The following is a 19,012-nucleotide window of genomic DNA, read 5'->3' as shown; positions in this document are numbered from 1 at the left end:
GAATGATTCCTATTTGGTTATTAAGTCGATTGTACGCAAATTGACTTGGGAAGTCTCGATATTAAAAAATGGAACAGTAGTCAATGACATTGGAACAATACCAACGCTTAACGAAACAAGCTATCGCACTTTTAGAAGATGAAACAGATTTGATTGCCAACCTTTCTAATCTTAGCGCGTTACTTAATATGGAGTTAGAACGACTGAATTGGGTTGGCTTCTATCTATTGAAACAAGAACAGTTAGTGCTTGGTCCGTTTCAAGGTAAACCGGCTTGTGTGCGTATTCCGGTCGGTCGTGGCGTGTGCGGAACGGCAGTTGCAACAAACAGCGTTCAGCGCGTATACGATGTGCATGAGTTTGAAGGGCATATTGCTTGTGACGCGGCAAGTAATTCAGAAATCGTGCTTCCATTTTCGATTAATGGTGAAATTGCTGGTGTTTTAGACATCGATAGTCCAGAAGTGGGCAGATTTAGTGAGATAGATGAGCAAGGATTAACTTTTTTGATGAGCGAAGTGGAAAAGCTGCTTAATTCACACGCTATCAAGGCATAAATTGCTTCTTCAGAGTGGTTTTTCGTATACAGGTCACTATAATACCTGAAATATTTATCTTAGATGCTTGCGGACAGGCCGCAATAACCAGGAATCCTCATGGAAAACACTGAAAAGTTAAAAAACAGCAAAGAAGTTATCGCATACATTGCTGAATGTTTCCCTAAGTGCTTTACTTTAGAAGGTGAAGCAAAACCACTTAAAATTGGTATCTTTCAAGATCTTGCGGAACGTCTAAGTGATGATCCTAAAGTAAGTAAAACACAGCTTCGTGCAGCGTTAAGACAGTACACATCATCATGGCGCTACCTGCACGGTGTTAAGCCGGGTGCAGTACGTGTAGACCTAGATGGTAATCCAGCAGGTGAGCTAGAAGAAGAACACGTAGAGCACGCGAAAGTTGCACTAGCGGAGAGCAAAGCGAAAGTACAAGCTCGTCGTAAAGAGCAAGCTCAAAAAGCGCGCGAAGAAGGTAAACAAAAGGCTAAGCCAGCGGCTAAAAAGCCTCAAGGCCGTCGCCCACAACAAAATAAAGCACAAAAAGCCAAAGCACCAGTAGAAACACGTGCACTGAATGCCGACGAAATGACAGTTGGTAAAGATGTAAACGTGAACATGGGCAAAGGAAACATGGCTGCGACTATCGTTGAAATTAATAAGGAAGACGTGCGTGTTCAACTGACTAACGGCCTGCAAATGGTTGTGAAAGCGGAGCACCTACGCGCTTAAAGGAGATACTCCTACGCATGAAATGCCGTTCAAAATTGTCGCTGATTGCTGCTAGCTTATGGCTAGCAGCTTCTTCAGCCCATGCTCTTGAAGCAAACATTAGTCTTAAAGACTTACCTTCACTTTCTCCAGAAGTTCAGCACGAGACAGCAAGTAAGCGTGTCACGTCTTTCTTCAGAACCTCTCATTACAAGCATTTCTCTCTCGATGATAAGTTGTCTGAAGCAACGTTTGATCGATACATCGAATTGCTTGATTACAGCCGCAATATCTTCACTCAGCAAGACATTGACTCATTTTCTAAGTGGTCAACAAAACTTGATGATCAGCTGAAAACGGGTAAGAACCAGATCGCGTTTGATATCTACAACTTGTCAATGAAGCGACGTTATGAACGTTTCCAATATGCTCTTTCTATTTTAGATACAGAAATGAGCTTTGATGTAGACGAGACTATCGAGCTGGATCGCAGTGAAGCTGAATGGCCTCAAAGTACTGATGAGCTAAACGAATTATGGCGTAAACGTGTGAAATATGACGCGTTGAACCTAAAAATGACGGGCAAAAACTGGGATGAGATAAAAGATGTTTTAGGTAAGCGTTACAACAACGCGCTGAAACGTTTGAGCCAGGCTCGCAATGAAGATGCATTCCAGTTATACATGAATGCGTTTTCTCGAGAGATTGATCCACATACCAGTTATCTTTCACCGAGAAGCGCGGATCAGTTCCAAACAGAGATGAACTTATCTTTAGAAGGAATTGGTGCGGTCTTGCAAATGACGGATGACTATACCGTTATTCGTTCTTTGGTTGCTGGTGGACCAGCGTCTAAGAGTAAGCAGATATCTGAAGGTGACCGTATTATCGGTGTTGGCCAAGAAGATGAAGCGATCGTTGATGTGATCGGGTGGCGTTTAGATGATGTTGTTCAGTTGATCAAAGGCCCTAAAGGCACGAAAGTCTTTTTGCAAATTTTACCAGAAGGTAAAGACAGTGTCGCTGAAGTTGTCACGATTGTTCGAGATAAGATCCGCTTAGAAGATCGCGCGGTGAAATCAGAAGTTATTGAAAAAGATGGCAAGAAGATAGGTGTACTGGAAGTGCCAAGCTTCTATGTCGGTCTTTCCAATGATACGCATAAACTGATTACTGAACTGAAAAACCAAGACGTTGATGGCATTATTGTCGATTTGCGTAACAACGGTGGCGGTGCATTAACGGAAGCTACGGCTCTGTCTGGCCTGTTCATTACTAGTGGTCCAGTTGTTCAAGTCCGAGATAGCTATGGCCGTGTGAAAGTGAATGCTGATGTAGACGGCAAAATCAGCTACGAAGGCCCATTGGCGGTTTTAATTAACCGTTACAGTGCCTCAGCTTCAGAGATTTTTGCAGCAGCAATGCAAGACTATGGCCGCGGTATTGTACTTGGCGAAAACTCTTTTGGTAAAGGAACGGTCCAGCAGCATAGAACACTAAGTAAAATTTACGATTTGTTTGATAAGCCGCTTGGTTACGTTCAATACACTATCCAGAAGTTTTATCGTATCAATGGTGGCAGTACGCAAAACAAAGGGGTAGCTCCTGATATTGCGTTCCCAACACCTATTGAGCCGAGTGAAACGGGCGAAAGTGTTGAGGATAATGCTTTACCTTGGGATAGCATCGACCGAGCAAAATACAAACAGTTACAGCGTAACGAAAAGTTGATTGCAAAGTTAGCAGCACAGCATCAAGCACGTATCGCTAACGATCTTGAATTTCGTTTAATTGCTGAAGATATTGAAAGATATAAAGCGGAAAAAGACGATAACGAGCTATCTCTTAACGAGAAAACTCGCAAGGCCGAAAATGATAAGTCCGATAGAGAGCGTTTAGCTCGTATCAATCAGCGTCAAAAGGCAAATGGCGAAAAGATCTTTAAGTCTTTAGATGATGTACCTAAAGACTACGAAGCGCCGGATGCTTATTTGAACGAGTCGGTTGCTATCATGGTCGATATGATTAAGTAGCAAAATCAGTAAATTGAAAAGCGAGCTATATCGGCTCGCTTTTTTTATGTCGATTATTAATGTGATTTAGATCTAAAATTTCGCCAAATGGAATGGCTCTGCCTATGCTTATAGAAAAGCGTGAGGGGCAAAAGTATGAGATGGATAGGAATACTCTGCATTATATTTAGCATTTCTGCCTGGGGCAGCCCGGTGAGAGATAACGCCGATTTATCCCAGTTTGACCATCCATTTTTGCTTGGTGACTGGTATTTAATTAACCCAAACCCTGAAGAGAGTCAGGAAAACTTCTTGGCGATAAAACTGTCTTTAAACTCCAACTACAGTTTTATTATTGATATCCAGAAGCGTGATTATTCTGTCGATCACTGGGAAGGGTTGTATAACGCCAATGAAGATACTCTAGTCCTTGGCTTAGAAACATCGGAACCTCAGGTTTATCAATATGTTGCTAACCATAATTTGCTCATTATTAATGGCGTGACATTTACTAAAGCACTGTCGAATTCTCTGGCTGGTTTATGGTCAAGTGCGCATTTGGCTGGTGACGATCTTTTAGCCAGCGAAGTTCATCGAATGGACTTACTTTTGCAACCCGATTTTGTATTCACCTTCAGAGTAAGTAACGAGGACGGAGAAGAATCAATCCATCAAGGTGTTTACTATACAGAAGGTGACCATCTTGTACTGATGTATGAAGATGGCGAGCATGATACTCGCTACACACTGCATCGTGATACGCTCACTTTGGGTGAGAAAAAAGGTGAGATGTATGCCGTCCTAAATCGCATTAGATGAGAGAGGTTCTCACTAAGGTGGTTCGTTTGCTGCATGACGCTTTAATAGGCAAATGATTCATTTTTGCATTTATTGTTAGCTAAAATGCGAGGTATTTAATGATAATACCTCGTTTTTTTCTGCCCAGAGAGGTAAGCTAGCACACAATTTGTGAGTGAAGTTTCAACTTTACTCCTTGCTTTTATGCTGTTTCTTAGTGGATAAGTCGGTCGTTAATACTCAAGTGATACGTACTTATCCGCTTCAGCATAAGGTGTGCTCTCCACAATTCAGTCAGAAGGATTTAGACATGGCTCAGACTCCACAAGCCAAATATCGCAAAGATTATCAATCACCATCTCACGCTATTACCGACTTAGACTTGACCTTTGACCTGTTTGACAACGAAACAATCGTGACCGCTGTTTCTCAAGTTCAGCAGCTCAAAGATGAAACAACGCTAAAGCTTGATGGCGAAAACTTAAAGCTAGTAAAAGTTGAAGTAAATGGTGAGGTTTGGAATCAGTACCAAGAAATTGAAGGTGCGTTGGAACTACATAACCTTCCTGCGCAATTTGAACTGACCATTGTTACAGAAATTGATCCAGAAGCTAACACAGCACTTGAAGGCCTATACAAATCTGGCGGTGCTTTTTGTACTCAATGTGAAGCAGAAGGCTTCCGTCGTATTACATACTATATGGACCGCCCAGATGTACTGGCAAAATACACAACGAAAGTGATCGCAGATAAAGCGGAATACCCATACTTGCTAAGTAATGGTAACCGTATTGCTCAAGGCGACCTTGAAGGTGGACGTCACTTCGTTCAATGGCAAGACCCACATCCAAAACCAGCTTATTTATTCGCACTTGTGGCGGGTGATTTTGATGTACTGCGTGATAACTACGTAACTCAATCTGGTCGTAATGTCGAACTAGAAATCTTTGTCGATAAGGGCAACCTTGATCGCGCACCTCATGCCATGACCTCACTAATCAACTCAATGAAGTGGGATGAAGAGCGTTTTGGCCTGGAATATGACTTAGACATCTACATGATTGTTGCGGTTGATTTCTTCAACATGGGAGCGATGGAAAATAAAGGCCTAAACGTCTTTAACTCTAAGTTTGTACTGGCTAATGAGAAAACAGCAACCGATACAGATTATCTGGGGATTGAAGCGGTTATTGGTCACGAATATTTCCATAACTGGACGGGTAACCGCGTGACTTGTCGTGACTGGTTCCAGTTAAGCCTTAAAGAAGGTTTGACGGTGTTCCGCGATCAAGAGTTTTCTTCTGATTTAGGTTCACGAGCTGTTAACCGCATCAACAATGTACGTATTATTCGTGGTCCACAGTTTGCAGAAGATGCAAGCCCGATGTCTCACCCAATCCGTCCAGAGAAAGTAATCGAAATGAATAACTTCTACACCCTGACGGTTTACGAAAAGGGTAGCGAAGTGATCCGTATGATGCATACTTTGCTGGGTGAAGACGGTTTCCAAAAAGGCATGAAACTGTACTTTGAGCGCCACGATGGTACGGCGGCTACTTGTGAAGACTTTGTCTCGGCCATGGAAGATGCATCAGGCGTTGATTTGAAGCAGTTCCGTTTATGGTATAGCCAGTCAGGTACACCAACGGTTAAAGTGACCAGCGAATACAACGCGGACAATAAAACTTACGCGCTAACGATTTCTCAATCAACAGAGCCGACACACGAGCAGGCAGATAAACAGCCTCTGCATATTCCGTTCGATGTAGAACTGTATGCGGCCAATGGCGATGTGATTGAGTTACGCCGTAACGGCGAGAAGGTACACAACGTTCTGGATGTAACACAAGCCACACAAACATTTGTGTTTGAGAATGTGGGCGAGCAGCCTGTCCCTTCATTATTGCGTGAATTCTCAGCTCCCGTGATCCTAGAATACGATTACAGCGATGAAGAGCTTGTGTTCCTTATGGTTAATGCCCGTAATGAATTCGCACGTTGGGATGCTGGTCAAATGCTACTGGCTAAGTACATCCGTAGTAACGTTACTTCTGTTCAAAATGGCGGTGAGGTTGAACTACCTGAAGCCGTTGTCGATGCATTCCGTGGTGTTTTACTTTCAGATACGCTAGAACCTGCTTTTATCGCAGAAATGATGGCACTACCAAGCCACAACGAAGTCTCTGGCTGGTACAAGCAAGTTGATGTTGATGCTGTGGCAACCGTGCTGAAAGCAATCAAAGTTCAGCTGGCTAATGCACTGAGCGATGAACTGAGCGCGTTATACCATAGCCTAAACCAAGCAGAATACACGGTAGAGCATGCAGCGATTGGTAAGCGTTCTTTACGCAACACGGCACTGGCGTTCCTTGCCCATACAGAGCTTGGTAATGAATTGGCAGAGAAGCAGTACGCAAACGCGAATAATATGACTGACACTATCGCAGCAATGAGTGCGGCAAATAGTGCTCAGTTGCCGTGTCGAGAAGCTTTAATGTCTGACTACAGCAATAAGTGGAAACACGATGGTCTGGTGATGGACAAGTGGTTTGCTCTCCAAGGTACAAACCCAGCAGAGAATGCGTTAGAGGTGATCAAGCAAACGATGGATCACGAAGCATTCAGCTTGAAGAACCCGAACCGTACACGTAGCTTAATTGGCTCATTCCTGAATATGAACCCTGTGCGTTTCCACAGTAAGTCAGGAGAAGGTTACAAGTTTGCGGGTGAAATTTTGCGTGAGCTGAACACAAGTAACCCACAGGTCGCTTCGCGTCTCATCGACCCATTGCTGAAATTCCGTAAATTTGATGAAGAGCGTCAGGCCTTGATCAAAGCGGAACTAGAAGCGCTGAAGTCTATGGATAACTTGGCTAAAGATCTGTTTGAGAAAGTGACCAAAGCACTCGAAGCTTAATTACTTTAAAACTCAAATCAAAATAGCACCTTCGGGTGCTTTTTTTTTGTCTGAAATCTATGGTTAACTGATGGACAGAATTGGTATAAATACTCATATAATACTGAAAGATAAAAGAACTGTATAAATAAACAGTATTTTTATCTGGTCGTTAAAAACGCTACATTTTTGAACAATACAGATGAATCATTACTATTTTTCACTCAATATCTCTTACAACACCTTTCTTTCTCACTACGGAGGAGCTGCAAGTAATGTTGTTGTCGTTACAGATAATGGCTTGCGTCTTCAGTTGCCTGCGGCCAGATTTAGGCCATTTCTTAGTCAACTGGGTGTAAAAGGGCGTTTTCGCTTAACAACTGACCAAAGTAACAAATTTGTTAAGTTAGAAGTTCTGTGAGAAAGGCATTTTCTAGAAGTTTAAATAGAACCTCAATCACATTCTCAAACATTTCACCTCCCGCGCCATGAAAAGCATTAACCATTTATCAATAAAGCTTTTACAATGGCTCTGCATTACATCAGTTAAGCACTATGCTTACCTAAACCCCTACAAATACATAATATTCTAATAGTGGAGTGTGAATATGACCGCGCGTGAAACACTAATGCCGGTTCTTCTTGAAAAAGTGTATAAGCTTATTCAAGACAAACTCGAGCTTGCTCACCAACCCTTAGTCACTCAACTTGCTCAGCATTTATTTAGCAATATCTCTCAAGACGACTTAATCGAACGTAACGAATCTGATCTGTATGGTGCTGTAGTCAGCCTTTGGCATCATATTAGCGAGAAAAGTGCAGATGAAGTTTCTGTTCGCGTCTTTAATCCAACTGTTAGCCGTCAAGGTTGGCAGTCCACACACACTATTGTTGAGATAGTCATTCCTGACGGTCCGTTCCTGGTTGACTCAATCAAGATGGCTCTAAGCCGTTTAGACCTTGCATCGCATTTGATGCTTCATGGTCCAACTCAAATAGCGCGTAATTCTGAAGGCGAGATTGCTGGCATTAACCAAGGTGAAGGTAAACTTCAATCCCTGTTCCATATCGAAGTGGATCGTTTAAGCGACAAAGCAGCGATGAATTCGCTAAAAGAAGAGTTGCTTAGCATTCTGAAAGATACGGATTTGGTTGTGAAAGATTGGCAGCCAATGGTGAAAAAACTTGAAGAAGTCACCAACCAAGTTGAAGCCTTGCAAGGCAAAATCGAGATCGAACGTGATCGTTTTGACGAAGTGCTTAACTTCCTACGTTGGTTAGGTGATCATAACTTTACCTTCATGGGTTACAAAGAGTACGACTTGGTGTCTGTTGAAGGCGACACGGAACTTCGCCCAACAGCGGGTGAAGGTTTGGGTCTATTTGCAGAGCCGTCACGTGTTCGTACTGTGAAGTTATCTGACTTCCCAGACTCAGCGCGTTTGGAAGCGACAAAGCCTTTCCTACTGAATATGACTAAAGGTAACGTACCTTCACGTATTCATCGCCCAGCTTACACTGACTATATCGGTATTAAGAAGTTTGACGAGCAAGGCAAGGTCATCGGTGAACACCGTTTTACAGGCTTGTACACGTCTGCGGTTTATAACCAGAGTGTTGCTGGAATCCCACTGATCCGCGAAAAAGTAGAACGTATTCTGAAGGCAAGTGGCTACCGTGAAGGGTCATACTCTTTCAAAGCCCTGCACAATATTCTAGAAAACTACCCAAGAGATGAGCTGCTTCAAGCGAACGAAGAAGAATTGCTTGAAGTTGGTATGGGTGTCGTACAAATGCAAGATCGCGATCTACTGCGCTTGTTTGTGCGTCGCGATCCTTTTGGCCGTTTCTTCAGCTGCATGGTGTATGTAACAAAAGATCGTTACAACACAGAACTGCGCCGTCAAACTCAGCGCATTCTAAAACAGTACTTTGGTTGTGATAAAGAAGTCGAATTCACGACCTACTTCTCTGAAAGTCCACTAGCTAGAACACACTATATTGTTCGCGTTGATAACAACAATATCGACGTAGACGTTAAAACGATTGAGCAAAACCTAATGGAAGCATCTTCAACTTGGGATGATCGCCTGTCTGATGCGATCGTAGCGAACTTTGGTGAAAGTAAAGGTCTACCTTTATCAAAAGAATACCTACGCGCCTTCCCACGCTCATACAAAGAAGACGTCATGCCGGGTTCTGCCGTTGATGATATTCAGCGTCTAGAAGCGCTTAGTGATGACAACAAACTGGGGATGCTTTTCTACCGTCCTCAAGAGCTTGGTGCTGATTCAAAAGCGGTGCGTTTAAAACTGTACCATCGTGATGAACCAATTCATCTATCAGACGTGATGCCAATGTTGGAAAACCTTGGTCTACGCGTTATTGGAGAATCTCCATACGAAGTACGTAAAGCGAATGGTCAAATATACTGGATCCTTGATTTCTCAATGCTTCATAAGAGCGATAAGACCGTCGATCTTCGCGAAGCACGTGATCGTTTCCAGCAAGCATTTGCTGCAATCTGGGCTGGTGAGTTAGACAGCGATGGTTTCAACCGTCTGCTTCTTGGGGCTTCTCTGACAGGCCGCGAGATTTCTATCTTACGTGCTTATGCGCGCTACATGCGTCAAGTGGGTTTCCCATTCAGTCAACAGTACATTGAAGATACGCTAAGCCACTATCCAGATCTGGCTAAAGGGCTGGTGGAATTGTTCGTTAAGCGTTTCGATCCTAAGTTCAAAGGAAGCCAAAAAGGGCAAAGCGATCTGCTCAAAAACATCACTGAGCAGCTCGATCATGTAGAAAGCTTAGATGATGACCGTATCATTCGTCGTTACATGGAAATGATTACGGCAACGCTTCGTACTAACTACTATCAGCTAGATGAAAACAAACAGCCGAAACCTTGGTTGTCTCTGAAGCTTAAGCCAAGTGATATCCCAGAGATCCCGCAGCCAGTGCCTGCATTCGAGATTTTCGTGTATGCACCAGATATTGAAGGTGTACACCTACGTGGTGGTAAGGTCGCACGCGGTGGTCTACGTTGGTCTGACCGTCAAGAAGACTTCCGTACAGAAGTACTTGGCCTAGTGAAAGCGCAGCAAGTGAAGAACACTGTAATTGTTCCTGTGGGTGCAAAAGGTGGTTTCGTATGTAAACGCCAGCATACGCTCAGTGGTCGAGATGAGATCTTTGCTGAAGGCAAACGTTGTTACAAACGTTTCATCCGCGCATTGTTGGATGTATCAGACAACATTATCGAAGGTGAAGTGATTCCACCGAAGAGCGTTGTTCGCCATGATGAAGACGATCCATACTTGGTTGTTGCAGCTGATAAAGGGACAGCAACATTCTCTGACTTAGCGAACTCTGTATCAGAAGAGTACAACTTCTGGCTAGGTGATGCGTTTGCATCGGGTGGTTCTAACGGTTATGACCACAAAGCGATGGGTATCACAGCCAAAGGTGGCTGGGAGTCTGTTAAGCGTCACTTCCGCGAAATGGGTATCAACTGTCAAACAACCGATTTTACGGCAATCGGTGTCGGTGATATGGCAGGTGACGTATTTGGTAACGGCATGCTGCTATCGAAACATATTCGTCTGCAAGCTGCGTTTAACCACATGCACATCTTTATCGACCCGAATCCAGATTCCGCGACGGGTTGGGAAGAGCGCAATCGTCTATTTAATCTTCCTCGTTCAAGCTGGGAAGATTACAACCCAGAGCTAATTTCTCAGGGTGGTGGTGTTTTCTCTCGTCGAGCTAAATCGATCAAACTGACACCAGAAATCCAGAAGATGCTGGGCACGAAGAAAGCGTCTGTGGCACCAAATGATCTGATCAAGATGATCCTAAAAATGAAAGTGGATCTTCTTTGGAACGGTGGTATCGGTACCTACGTTAAGTCATCAAATGAAACGCATACCGATGTAGGCGATCGTGCGAATGACGTGCTACGTATCGATGGTCGTGACTTACGTGCAAAAGTCGTTGGCGAAGGTGGTAACCTTGGTATGACTCAGCTTGGTCGTATTGAATACGCGCTAACTGGCGGTCGTGTGAATACCGATTTCGTTGATAACGTAGGTGGTGTTGACTGTTCAGATAATGAAGTCAACATTAAGATCTTCCTGAATGGTCTGGTTGCTAACGGTGATCTTACGATCAAGCAGCGTAACCAGATCCTAGAGTCGATGGAAGATGAAGTTGGCGAGATCGTACTGGATGATGCTTACTGTCAGTCTGAGTCTATCTCAGTAACAGAGCAACAGGGCACATCATTGGTTAAAGAGAACATTCGCTTTATCCATGCGATGGAGAAGTCAGGCCACCTAGATCGCGCATTGGAGTACATTCCTGATGATGAAACGCTTCTAGAGCGTGAAAAACAAGGTTTAGCGCTCACTCGTCCAGAGCTTTCAGTCTTAGTTGCTTACGCGAAAATGGTACTGAAAGAAGATCTTGCGCAAGCAGAGATTGCGAACGATGAGTTCCATGCTAACCAACTTGTTCGTTACTTCCCAACAGAGTTACGCCGTAACTACAAACAGCAGATGGTTAATCATCCGCTACGTGTTGAGATTATCGCGACGGCATTGGCGAACCAAATGGTTAACGAGATGGGTTGTAACTTTGTCACTCGCCTACAAGAGGAAACGGGTGCATCAGTTATCGATATTGCTAACGCTTATACTGCGGCCCGAGAAATTTTCAGCTTAGGACAGGTGTTTGAACAACTGCGTGAGCTCGATAATGACGCGTCAACTCAAGCGCAATACGACATGATGTTCCATGTACGTCGTACGCTACGTCGTTTATCTCGTTGGCTACTACGCAACCGTACAGGTAAGAACTCAGTTAATGCATTGATTGAACTTTACCAAGCGGATGTTGCGACGATCAAAGCGAATCTTGATGACATGCTTGTACCTTCAGAGGTAGAAGAGCATAACGAGATGGCGAAAGCATGGATTGAGCAAGGTATCAGTGCAGAACTGGCTAATTACGTTGCACGTCTGTCTAGCCTATATTCAGTACTGGATATATCTACAGTATCTCGTGAGAAAGGCAAGTCAATTGAGCAAAGCGCTAAGCTATACTTCAACTTAGGTGATCGTTTATCACTTCATTGGTTCTTGAAACAAATCAACAACCAAGCGGTGGATAACAATTGGCAAGCTCTTGCGAGAGCGGCTTTCCGTGAAGATTTGGATTGGCAGCAACGTCAGCTTACAGGACAGGTGTTGAGCTGCGGGTGTGCTCCAGAAGATCTTGATGTGATAAAAGCACTGGATGAATGGGTTAGTGCGAATGAAGTCTCACTGCAGCGTTGGGAAAATATTCTTAACGAATTCAAAGTGGGCTCAGTTCACGAATTTGCTAAGTTCTCCGTTGCATTACGCGAATTGATGCTGTTGAACCTGAATTGTTCTGCTGTGGAGTCGTAAACACTCATAATTAATTGAATTATTCAGCAAAACATTTAATAATACAGCCCCGTTTAAACGGGGCTTTTTTCTATCGGAGGCACGATGCTTTACCGTATAGCCAGAACTGGCTTTTTCCAACTTGATGCCGAAAAGGCACATGATCTCGCAATTCAAAATTTCAAGCGCTTTAACGGCACTCCTCTTGATCTCTTCTATCGACAGCAACTTCCAAATCGCCCTGTAGAATGTATGGGCCTTACATTTCGCAACCCAGTTGGCCTAGCGGCAGGCTTGGATAAGAACGGCGAGTGTATTGAAGCATTTGATGCAATGGGATTTGGTTTTGTCGAAGTAGGAACGGTTACGCCGCGTCCTCAACCAGGCAATGATAAACCTAGGCTTTTCCGACTGGTCGAAGCTGAGGGTATTATTAACCGAATGGGCTTTAACAACCTAGGTGTTGACAACCTAGTTGAAAATGTAAAAAAAGCAAAGTTCGATTGCATCCTTGGTATCAACATTGGCAAAAATAAAGATACTCCAATTGAAAAGGGCGCAGAAGACTACTTGATCTGTATGGAAAAGGTATACGAATACGCGGGTTATATTGCGGTAAATATCTCTTCTCCAAACACACCGGGGCTCCGCTCGCTTCAGTATGGTGAAGCACTCGACGAACTGCTAGCCGAGTTGAAAGAAAAACAATCTGAGCTTGCCGAGAAGTACAACAAGTATGTTCCGCTTGCTCTAAAGATTGCACCGGATCTAAGTGATGATGAGATTACTCAAATTTGTGAGTCTTTGATCAAAAATAATATCGATGGTGTTATAGCAACAAATACAACACTGGATCGCTCCATGGTTGAAGGTATGAAGCACGCTAATGAAGCTGGTGGCTTAAGTGGACGCCCAGTTCAGTCGCGTAGTACAGAAGTTGTACGTCGACTTCATGAAGAGCTTGGTGACAAAATCCCGGTAATCGGAGTAGGTGGTATTGATTCATATGTGGCGGCAAAAGAGAAATTGATGGCCGGTGCTAAATTGGTTCAGGTGTACTCTGGCTTTATTTACCATGGCCCAGCTTTGGTTGGCAAAATTGTAAAAAACCTATAATCACTAAACTTATTTTAAGTTACTGATTGCCGTGACATTGTCACTGGAAAAATAATCTGATAAATTTGGTTTTAATTAAGAGGAAGTGAATTTTCATTTCCTCTTTTTTTTCGTTTAAGAGCTTATAGAATTTTCAATATTGCTTAGAAAGGTAATTAAGCGTTTACCTTGATTCACAACTTAAATCAGAGATTGGAACAATGCTTAAACCCAGTGATAAATGGACTTGGTATTATGACGACAAGGAAGAGCACTTGATGCTAGACCTTGGCGATAGCATGATATTTAAGACCAACCTTTCTCGTAAATTAGTTGTAGATTGTGCTTTCGGTATCAATGAATTTTCAGTTGATGATGCATCTGCCTTCCAAACCTATAAAGAGCAGATAGCGCATTTAGAGCTTTCAGAGCCTCGCCAAGCAGAGCTAGCACTCTATTGTGTTGCTGCAAAACGCTTCCATAAGCCTGTTCAACCTAAAAGCTGGTTCTTTGACTCCTTATCCGATGGAGAAAGTTCTTTCGAGGAAGGGGACTTTGTGCAACTCAGTGCTTCCAGCAATAGTGGCACTTTTATAGTGCTCGAAGTCGGGGAGTGTGCCAGCTTATGCGCATCAGTCTCACTTGAAGCGTTTCAGTTAAGTGGTTCTAAATCGCTTGAATTTGGGCAGGCCATTAAAGTCATGCATGATCGAATGCTACTCATCAAATACCAAGTTCAGAGCCAGCACGTAGCAATGGCTGGCTAAAGTTTCGTTCCTTTTATCATTTCCCATCGGTCGCAAGGCCGATTTTTTTTGCCTGCGATTTATTACGTTAGGTGAGCCGCACTGTCTATAAATCATAAAACACTGTGATATGTGTACAGTATTTGCTCATTTAGCGGCCGTCAATTTTCCTTATTTAAGCTCTCTTAATCACAAATTATCCCTAACAATTCCCCATTTAAGTAAAATGTGTAATTTAATTTCATCAAAAATGCATCCTGGTGTAGTCCAATTTTGGTCGGAATAAGTATTCACTTACCGTTTGGTCCTTTAAATTGGTAGCCATAGGAAAAGGACACGACGGAGGTGTGAAACTCAGTAACGGCTAAGTTAAAAGAGTAAAAATTACTCAGTTAATACGTACTTGGCGGCATAGCTGTTTATTGGATTAACGGATTTGATGCGATGTCGGGTATAATGAGGGGTCATTTTTTAAAGAATATAAAGTTCACTATGCATCAATATCTTGCGGTTACTTCCAATGGTTTGGAGAACCTGTTAGTTGAAGAGCTAACAAAGCTAGGGATCAATAACGCGAAACCAGTACAAGCAGGGGTACGTTTTAAAGCGTCGAACGAGCAAATTTACCGTTGCTGTTTGTGGAGCCGGCTAGCTTCGCGTTTCATCCGCGTACTTTCAGAGTTCACATGTAACGACGATATGGATCTGTACCTAGCGACTTCAGCGGTGAATTGGGTTAACCAGTTCCATAGTTCGAAAAAGTTTGTTGTTGATTTTAAAGGTACAAACCGAGAAATTCGCAACAGCCAATACGGCGCGATGAAGGTAAAAGATGCAGTAGTCGATTGCTTTAACAAGAAAAACCTTCCACGCCCGTCGATCAGTAAAGATCATGCTGATCTGCGAATTCACGTTCGATTACACAAAGATAAAGCGATTCTCGGTGTTGATATGGTTGGTGGCGGTTTGCACCAACGTGGCTACCGTCCTGAATCAGGTAAAGCGCCTTTACGTGAGACATTAGCAGCGGCAATCATTTTGCGCAGTGGCTGGGATGAAACAAAACCATTGCTAGACCCAATGTGTGGTTCGGGTACGCTGCTGATTGAAGCGGCGATGATGGCTGCGAACATGGCTCCTGGCGTAAACCGCAAGAAGTGGGGCTTTGAGTCTCTTGAAGATTTTGAACCAGAACTGTGGGCGGAGATCAAATCAGAAGCTGCAGTTCAGGCAAGACGTGGTGTCAAAAAAGTTGTCGCTAAGTTTTATGGCTTTGATAATGATGCACGTGTACTGCAGACAGCAAAAGACAACGCACGCCGCGCGGGTGTTCAAGACCTGATTGAATTTAACGAAGGTGATGCCGCACAGGTTACACGCCCAGCTGAATTCGAGAATGGCGTCATTGTGTGTAACCCGCCGTATGGTGAACGTCTTGGAACTCATCCGGGCCTAATCGCACTATACACAGCGTTCGGTGCTCAAATTAAAGCTCAGTTTGGTGGTTGCCACGCGTCTATTTTCTCAAGTTCGGATGAGTTATTAAGCTGTCTTCGCATGCGTGCAGATAAGCAATTCAAGCTTAGTAACGGTGCGTTGATGTGTCACCAGAAGAACTACTCTATTTCTGAGCGCGCTGTTGAAGCTTCAGGTGACGCTGTCACTCAGTCGCTTATTGCACCAGATTTTTCGAATCGCCTTAAAAAGAACATTGCTAAAATTGGCAAATGGGCACGTAAAGAGAAGCTAGACTGTTACCGAATCTACGACGCTGACTTACCAGAATATAACGTGGCTATTGATGTATACCTTGATCACCTTGTGATTCAAGAATACGCGGCACCGAAAGACATTCCGGAAGAGAAAGCCAAACGCCGACTAACAGATATCATTCGCGCTGCTATCCAGGTAACGGGCACTGATGCGAATAAGGTCGTACTTAAAGTGCGAGAAAAGCAAAAGGGCCGTTCTCAGTACCAGAAACTGTCTCAAGAGTCAGAAACCATGGAAGTGAATGAGTATGGCGTAAAGCTGCTTGTTAACTTACATGATTACCTAGATACTGGCTTGTTCTTAGACCATAAGCTGACTCGCCGTAAACTTGGCGAAATGGCGCAAGGTAAAGATTTCTTGAATCTATTTGCTTACACAGGCTCTGCAACTGTTCATGCAGCATGTGGTGGCGCTAAATCAACAACAACTGTCGATATGTCAAAAACCTACTTAGAGTGGGCGAAAGAGAACATGAAGCTCAATGGCCAAGTGGGTCGTCAGCACCGCTTTGAACACGCTGACTGCTTACAGTGGCTTGAAAACTCGACGGCTCATTTTGATCTGATTTTTATCGATCCGCCGACATTTTCTAATTCCAAGCGAATGGAACAATCATTTGATGTTCAGCGCGATCATATCCAGTTGATGGCTAACTTGAAGCGTCTATTACGCGAAGGCGGCACGATTGTGTTCTCAAACAATAAGCGCCATTTCAAGATGGATGAAGAGAAGTTGGCTGAAATTGGTTTAGTGGCTCGTAATATCTCTCATCAGACGCTGCCTATGGATTTTGCTCGCAATAAGCACATTCATAATTGTTGGATCGTCACCCACAAGGATTAAGTAGGTTTACGTGATCACTTTATACAGTACAGAAGGGTGCCATCTTTGCGAGATGGCATTTGAACTCTGCCAGCAAGCTGGAATTGCCGAAAAAGTAGATATTGTTGATATTGCTTTCGATGACGAACTCTTTTCTCGTTACGGCGTCACTATTCCGGTGCTTAATTTTCAAGGAAATGAAATTAACTGGCCTTTTGATTTACAAGAATTACAACATTGGTTAAACGACAATGGCATTACTTACCATCAATAACGGATTGCTGGCATACGGTGATCACCCATTACTAGACAACGCAGATTTTGCTCTACAAGAAAATGAGCGAGTGTGTCTTGTTGGCCGTAATGGTGCTGGCAAATCAACTCTAATGAAAGTTCTCGCAGGTGAGGTACAACTGGATGACGGTAAACTAACGGTTACCCAAGACGTTGTTGTTTCTCGTTTAGAGCAAGACCCACCACGTAATCAAGAAGGTACGGTGTTTGATTACGTTTCGGGCGGCCTAGCGGAAGTGGGACATCAACTTAAGATCTACCAAGATCAGTTAGATCTTATTGCGGTTGACCCTTCAGAGAAAAACATTAACAAGCTAGCTCGTATCCAAGAGCAACTAGAGCATTCAGGTGCTTGGCGCTTTGAAGATAGAATTCAGAATGTATTGGCAGCGCTAAAGCTTGATGGCCACACAAAACTGACGGAGCTTTCTGGTGGCTGGCAACGTAAGGCTGCACTGGCTCGTGCTTTGGTTCGCGATCCGGATGTACTACTACTAGACGAGCCTACCAACCATTTGGACGTTACTACCATCGAATGGTTAGAAAACTTCCTTAAAGACTTCCGCGGCTCCATTATCTTTATTTCTCACGACCGTGCGTTTATTAAATCAATGGCGACGCGTATTGTCGACCTAGATAGAGGTAAACTGGCGTCGTTTCCGGGCAATTACGACAACTACCTTGTCGATAAAGAAGAAATGCTTCGCGTCGAAGAAATGCAAAATGCAGAGTTTGATAAAAAGCTTGCGCAAGAAGAGGTTTGGATTCGTCAGGGTATCAAGGCTCGCCGCACAAGAAACGAAGGTCGAGTTCGCGCACTCAAAAAACTACGTGAAGAAAGACAAAGCCGCCGTGAAGTGCAGGGCAAAGCCAATATTCAAATTGATGATGCGTCACGCTCGGGCAAAATTGTCTTTGAAGCGAAGGGTATTAACTACAGTATCGACAACAAACCTATCGTTAAAGATTTCTCTTTCAATATCATGCGTGGAGACCGTATCGCATTGATTGGTCCAAATGGCTGCGGTAAGAGTACGTTGTTGAAATTGTTGCTTGATGAACTGCAGCCACAAAGTGGTAAGTTGCACTGTGGTACTAAATTAGAAGTCGCATATTTCGATCAATATCGTGAGATTTTGGATCCTGAAAAATCGGTCATTGATAACCTTGCTGATGGTAAGCAGGAAGTCATGGTTGGCGGTAGACAACGTCATGCATTGAGTTACTTGCAAGATTTCCTGTTTGCACCTAAACGAGCTCGTACACCTGTAAAAGCGCTTTCTGGCGGTGAGAAAAACCGATTACTCTTGGCGCGCATTTTCTTGAAAGCCAATAATCTACTGGTTCTTGATGAACCAACGAACGATTTAGATATCGAAACATTGGAACTTTTGGAAGATTTGCTTGCCAACTATCAGGGAACGCTTTTACTGGTAAGTCACGACCGTGAGTTTGTCGATAATACAGTAACGACAAGCTGGATCTTTGAAGGTGATGGCGTTATTGAAGAGTTTGTTGGCGGATATCATGATGCCCAGCATCAACGGACGCAGGTTCATAAATCTCGTGAAGTTGCTCAACCCGTAAAGGCTAAACCTCAGGTTGCGGAAACGCCTCAAGCTGCGCCAGCGAAGAGCAAAGCTAAGAAGTTATCTTATAAACTTCTACGCGAGTTAGAATCGCTTCCAGCGAAACTTGAAGAGCTTGAATCTGAGATTGAAAGCTTGCAAGAACAAGTGAATAACCCAGAGTTTTTCTCAAAGCCTGTGGAGCAGACCCAACCTATTTTAGATAAGCTAACTGCGACTGAGCAGGAGCTTGAAGTTGCTTTTGAGCGCTGGGAAGAGCTAGAAGCAATGCAACAGGAAAGTTAACGTCT

At 43.6% G+C, this 19,012-nt stretch carries 12 protein-coding genes; all 12 read left to right on the top strand.

All coding sequences use genetic code 11. From position 1 onward, the window contains the following. Positions 1-83 precede the first annotated feature (83 nt). The 12 genes from msrC to VNE01S_RS02700 all read left to right on the top strand — a co-directional run bounded on the left by msrC (position 84) and on the right by VNE01S_RS02700 (position 19,007). Positions 84-557, top strand: coding sequence for a free L-methionine (R)-S-oxide reductase MsrC (msrC, locus tag VNE01S_RS02755; protein WP_053395382.1), 474 nt, complete (start codon positions 84-86; stop codon positions 555-557). Between the two features lie 99 nt (positions 558-656). Beyond that, positions 657-1,286, top strand: coding sequence for an RNA chaperone ProQ (gene proQ / locus VNE01S_RS02750; protein WP_053395383.1), 630 nt, complete (start codon positions 657-659; stop codon positions 1,284-1,286). A 17-nt stretch (positions 1,287-1,303) separates the two neighbouring features. Continuing rightward, entirely contained in the window at positions 1,304-3,298 is a 1,995-nt protein-coding gene (gene prc, locus VNE01S_RS02745) for a carboxy terminal-processing peptidase (protein ID WP_053395384.1), read from the top strand. A 135-nt stretch (positions 3,299-3,433) separates the two neighbouring features. Beyond that, complete coding sequence (locus tag VNE01S_RS02740; RefSeq protein WP_053395385.1) at positions 3,434-4,096, top strand: hypothetical protein; 663 nt, start codon at positions 3,434-3,436, stop codon at positions 4,094-4,096. A 289-nt stretch (positions 4,097-4,385) separates the two neighbouring features. Continuing rightward, positions 4,386-6,992 (top strand): aminopeptidase N, encoded by a 2,607-nt coding sequence (pepN, locus tag VNE01S_RS02735; RefSeq protein WP_053395386.1) that lies wholly within the window; start codon positions 4,386-4,388, stop codon positions 6,990-6,992. Positions 6,993-7,173: 181 nt separating this feature from the next. Next, positions 7,174-7,392: a DUF2835 domain-containing protein gene (locus VNE01S_RS02730; RefSeq protein ID WP_053395387.1), complete on the top strand. Its 219-nt coding sequence runs from the start codon at positions 7,174-7,176 to the stop codon at positions 7,390-7,392. Positions 7,393-7,579: 187 nt separating this feature from the next. Beyond that, positions 7,580-12,424, top strand: a complete 4,845-nt coding sequence (locus VNE01S_RS02725) for an NAD-glutamate dehydrogenase (protein ID WP_053395388.1) — start codon at positions 7,580-7,582, stop codon at positions 12,422-12,424. Between the two features lie 84 nt (positions 12,425-12,508). After that, on the top strand, positions 12,509-13,519 hold the full coding sequence (gene pyrD, locus VNE01S_RS02720; protein WP_053395389.1) for a quinone-dependent dihydroorotate dehydrogenase: 1,011 nt from the start codon (positions 12,509-12,511) through the stop codon (positions 13,517-13,519). A gap of 200 nt (positions 13,520-13,719) precedes the next feature. Next, the gene (locus VNE01S_RS02715; protein WP_053395390.1) at positions 13,720-14,265 is read left to right on the top strand and encodes a cell division protein ZapC; all 546 of its coding nucleotides are present in this window, start codon (positions 13,720-13,722) and stop codon (positions 14,263-14,265) included. A gap of 471 nt (positions 14,266-14,736) precedes the next feature. After that, positions 14,737-16,860: a bifunctional 23S rRNA (guanine(2069)-N(7))-methyltransferase RlmK/23S rRNA (guanine(2445)-N(2))-methyltransferase RlmL gene (gene rlmKL / locus VNE01S_RS02710; protein WP_053395391.1), complete on the top strand. Its 2,124-nt coding sequence runs from the start codon at positions 14,737-14,739 to the stop codon at positions 16,858-16,860. A gap of 10 nt (positions 16,861-16,870) precedes the next feature. Next, entirely contained in the window at positions 16,871-17,113 is a 243-nt protein-coding gene (locus tag VNE01S_RS02705; RefSeq protein WP_082331673.1) for a glutaredoxin family protein, read from the top strand. Continuing rightward, on the top strand, positions 17,091-19,007 hold the full coding sequence (locus VNE01S_RS02700) for an ABC transporter ATP-binding protein (RefSeq protein WP_053395393.1): 1,917 nt from the start codon (positions 17,091-17,093) through the stop codon (positions 19,005-19,007). The genes VNE01S_RS02705 and VNE01S_RS02700 overlap by 23 nt, the downstream gene beginning before the upstream one ends. Positions 19,008-19,012 lie beyond the last annotated feature (5 nt).

Origin of the sequence: Vibrio nereis NBRC 15637, from assembly GCF_001591105.1 — a bacterium.
GTDB classification, from domain to species: domain Bacteria; phylum Pseudomonadota; class Gammaproteobacteria; order Enterobacterales; family Vibrionaceae; genus Vibrio; species Vibrio nereis.
Note: the sequence above shows the minus strand (reverse complement) of the source record. Positions and strands in the feature narration are given on the sequence as shown.

Coding starts and splice junctions, on each gene's coding strand:
- VNE01S_RS02740 (WP_053395385.1), top strand. CDS start 3,434: ATGAGATGGATAGGAATACTCTGCATTATATTTAGCATTTCTGCCTGG.
- VNE01S_RS02725 (WP_053395388.1), top strand. CDS start 7,580: ATGACCGCGCGTGAAACACTAATGCCGGTTCTTCTTGAAAAAGTGTAT.
- pyrD (WP_053395389.1), top strand. CDS start 12,509: ATGCTTTACCGTATAGCCAGAACTGGCTTTTTCCAACTTGATGCCGAA.
- pepN (WP_053395386.1), top strand. CDS start 4,386: ATGGCTCAGACTCCACAAGCCAAATATCGCAAAGATTATCAATCACCA.
- VNE01S_RS02700 (WP_053395393.1), top strand. CDS start 17,091: ATGGCATTACTTACCATCAATAACGGATTGCTGGCATACGGTGATCAC.
- VNE01S_RS02730 (WP_053395387.1), top strand. CDS start 7,174: ATGAATCATTACTATTTTTCACTCAATATCTCTTACAACACCTTTCTT.
- VNE01S_RS02715 (WP_053395390.1), top strand. CDS start 13,720: ATGCTTAAACCCAGTGATAAATGGACTTGGTATTATGACGACAAGGAA.
- proQ (WP_053395383.1), top strand. CDS start 657: ATGGAAAACACTGAAAAGTTAAAAAACAGCAAAGAAGTTATCGCATAC.
- prc (WP_053395384.1), top strand. CDS start 1,304: ATGAAATGCCGTTCAAAATTGTCGCTGATTGCTGCTAGCTTATGGCTA.
- rlmKL (WP_053395391.1), top strand. CDS start 14,737: ATGCATCAATATCTTGCGGTTACTTCCAATGGTTTGGAGAACCTGTTA.
- msrC (WP_053395382.1), top strand. CDS start 84: ATGACATTGGAACAATACCAACGCTTAACGAAACAAGCTATCGCACTT.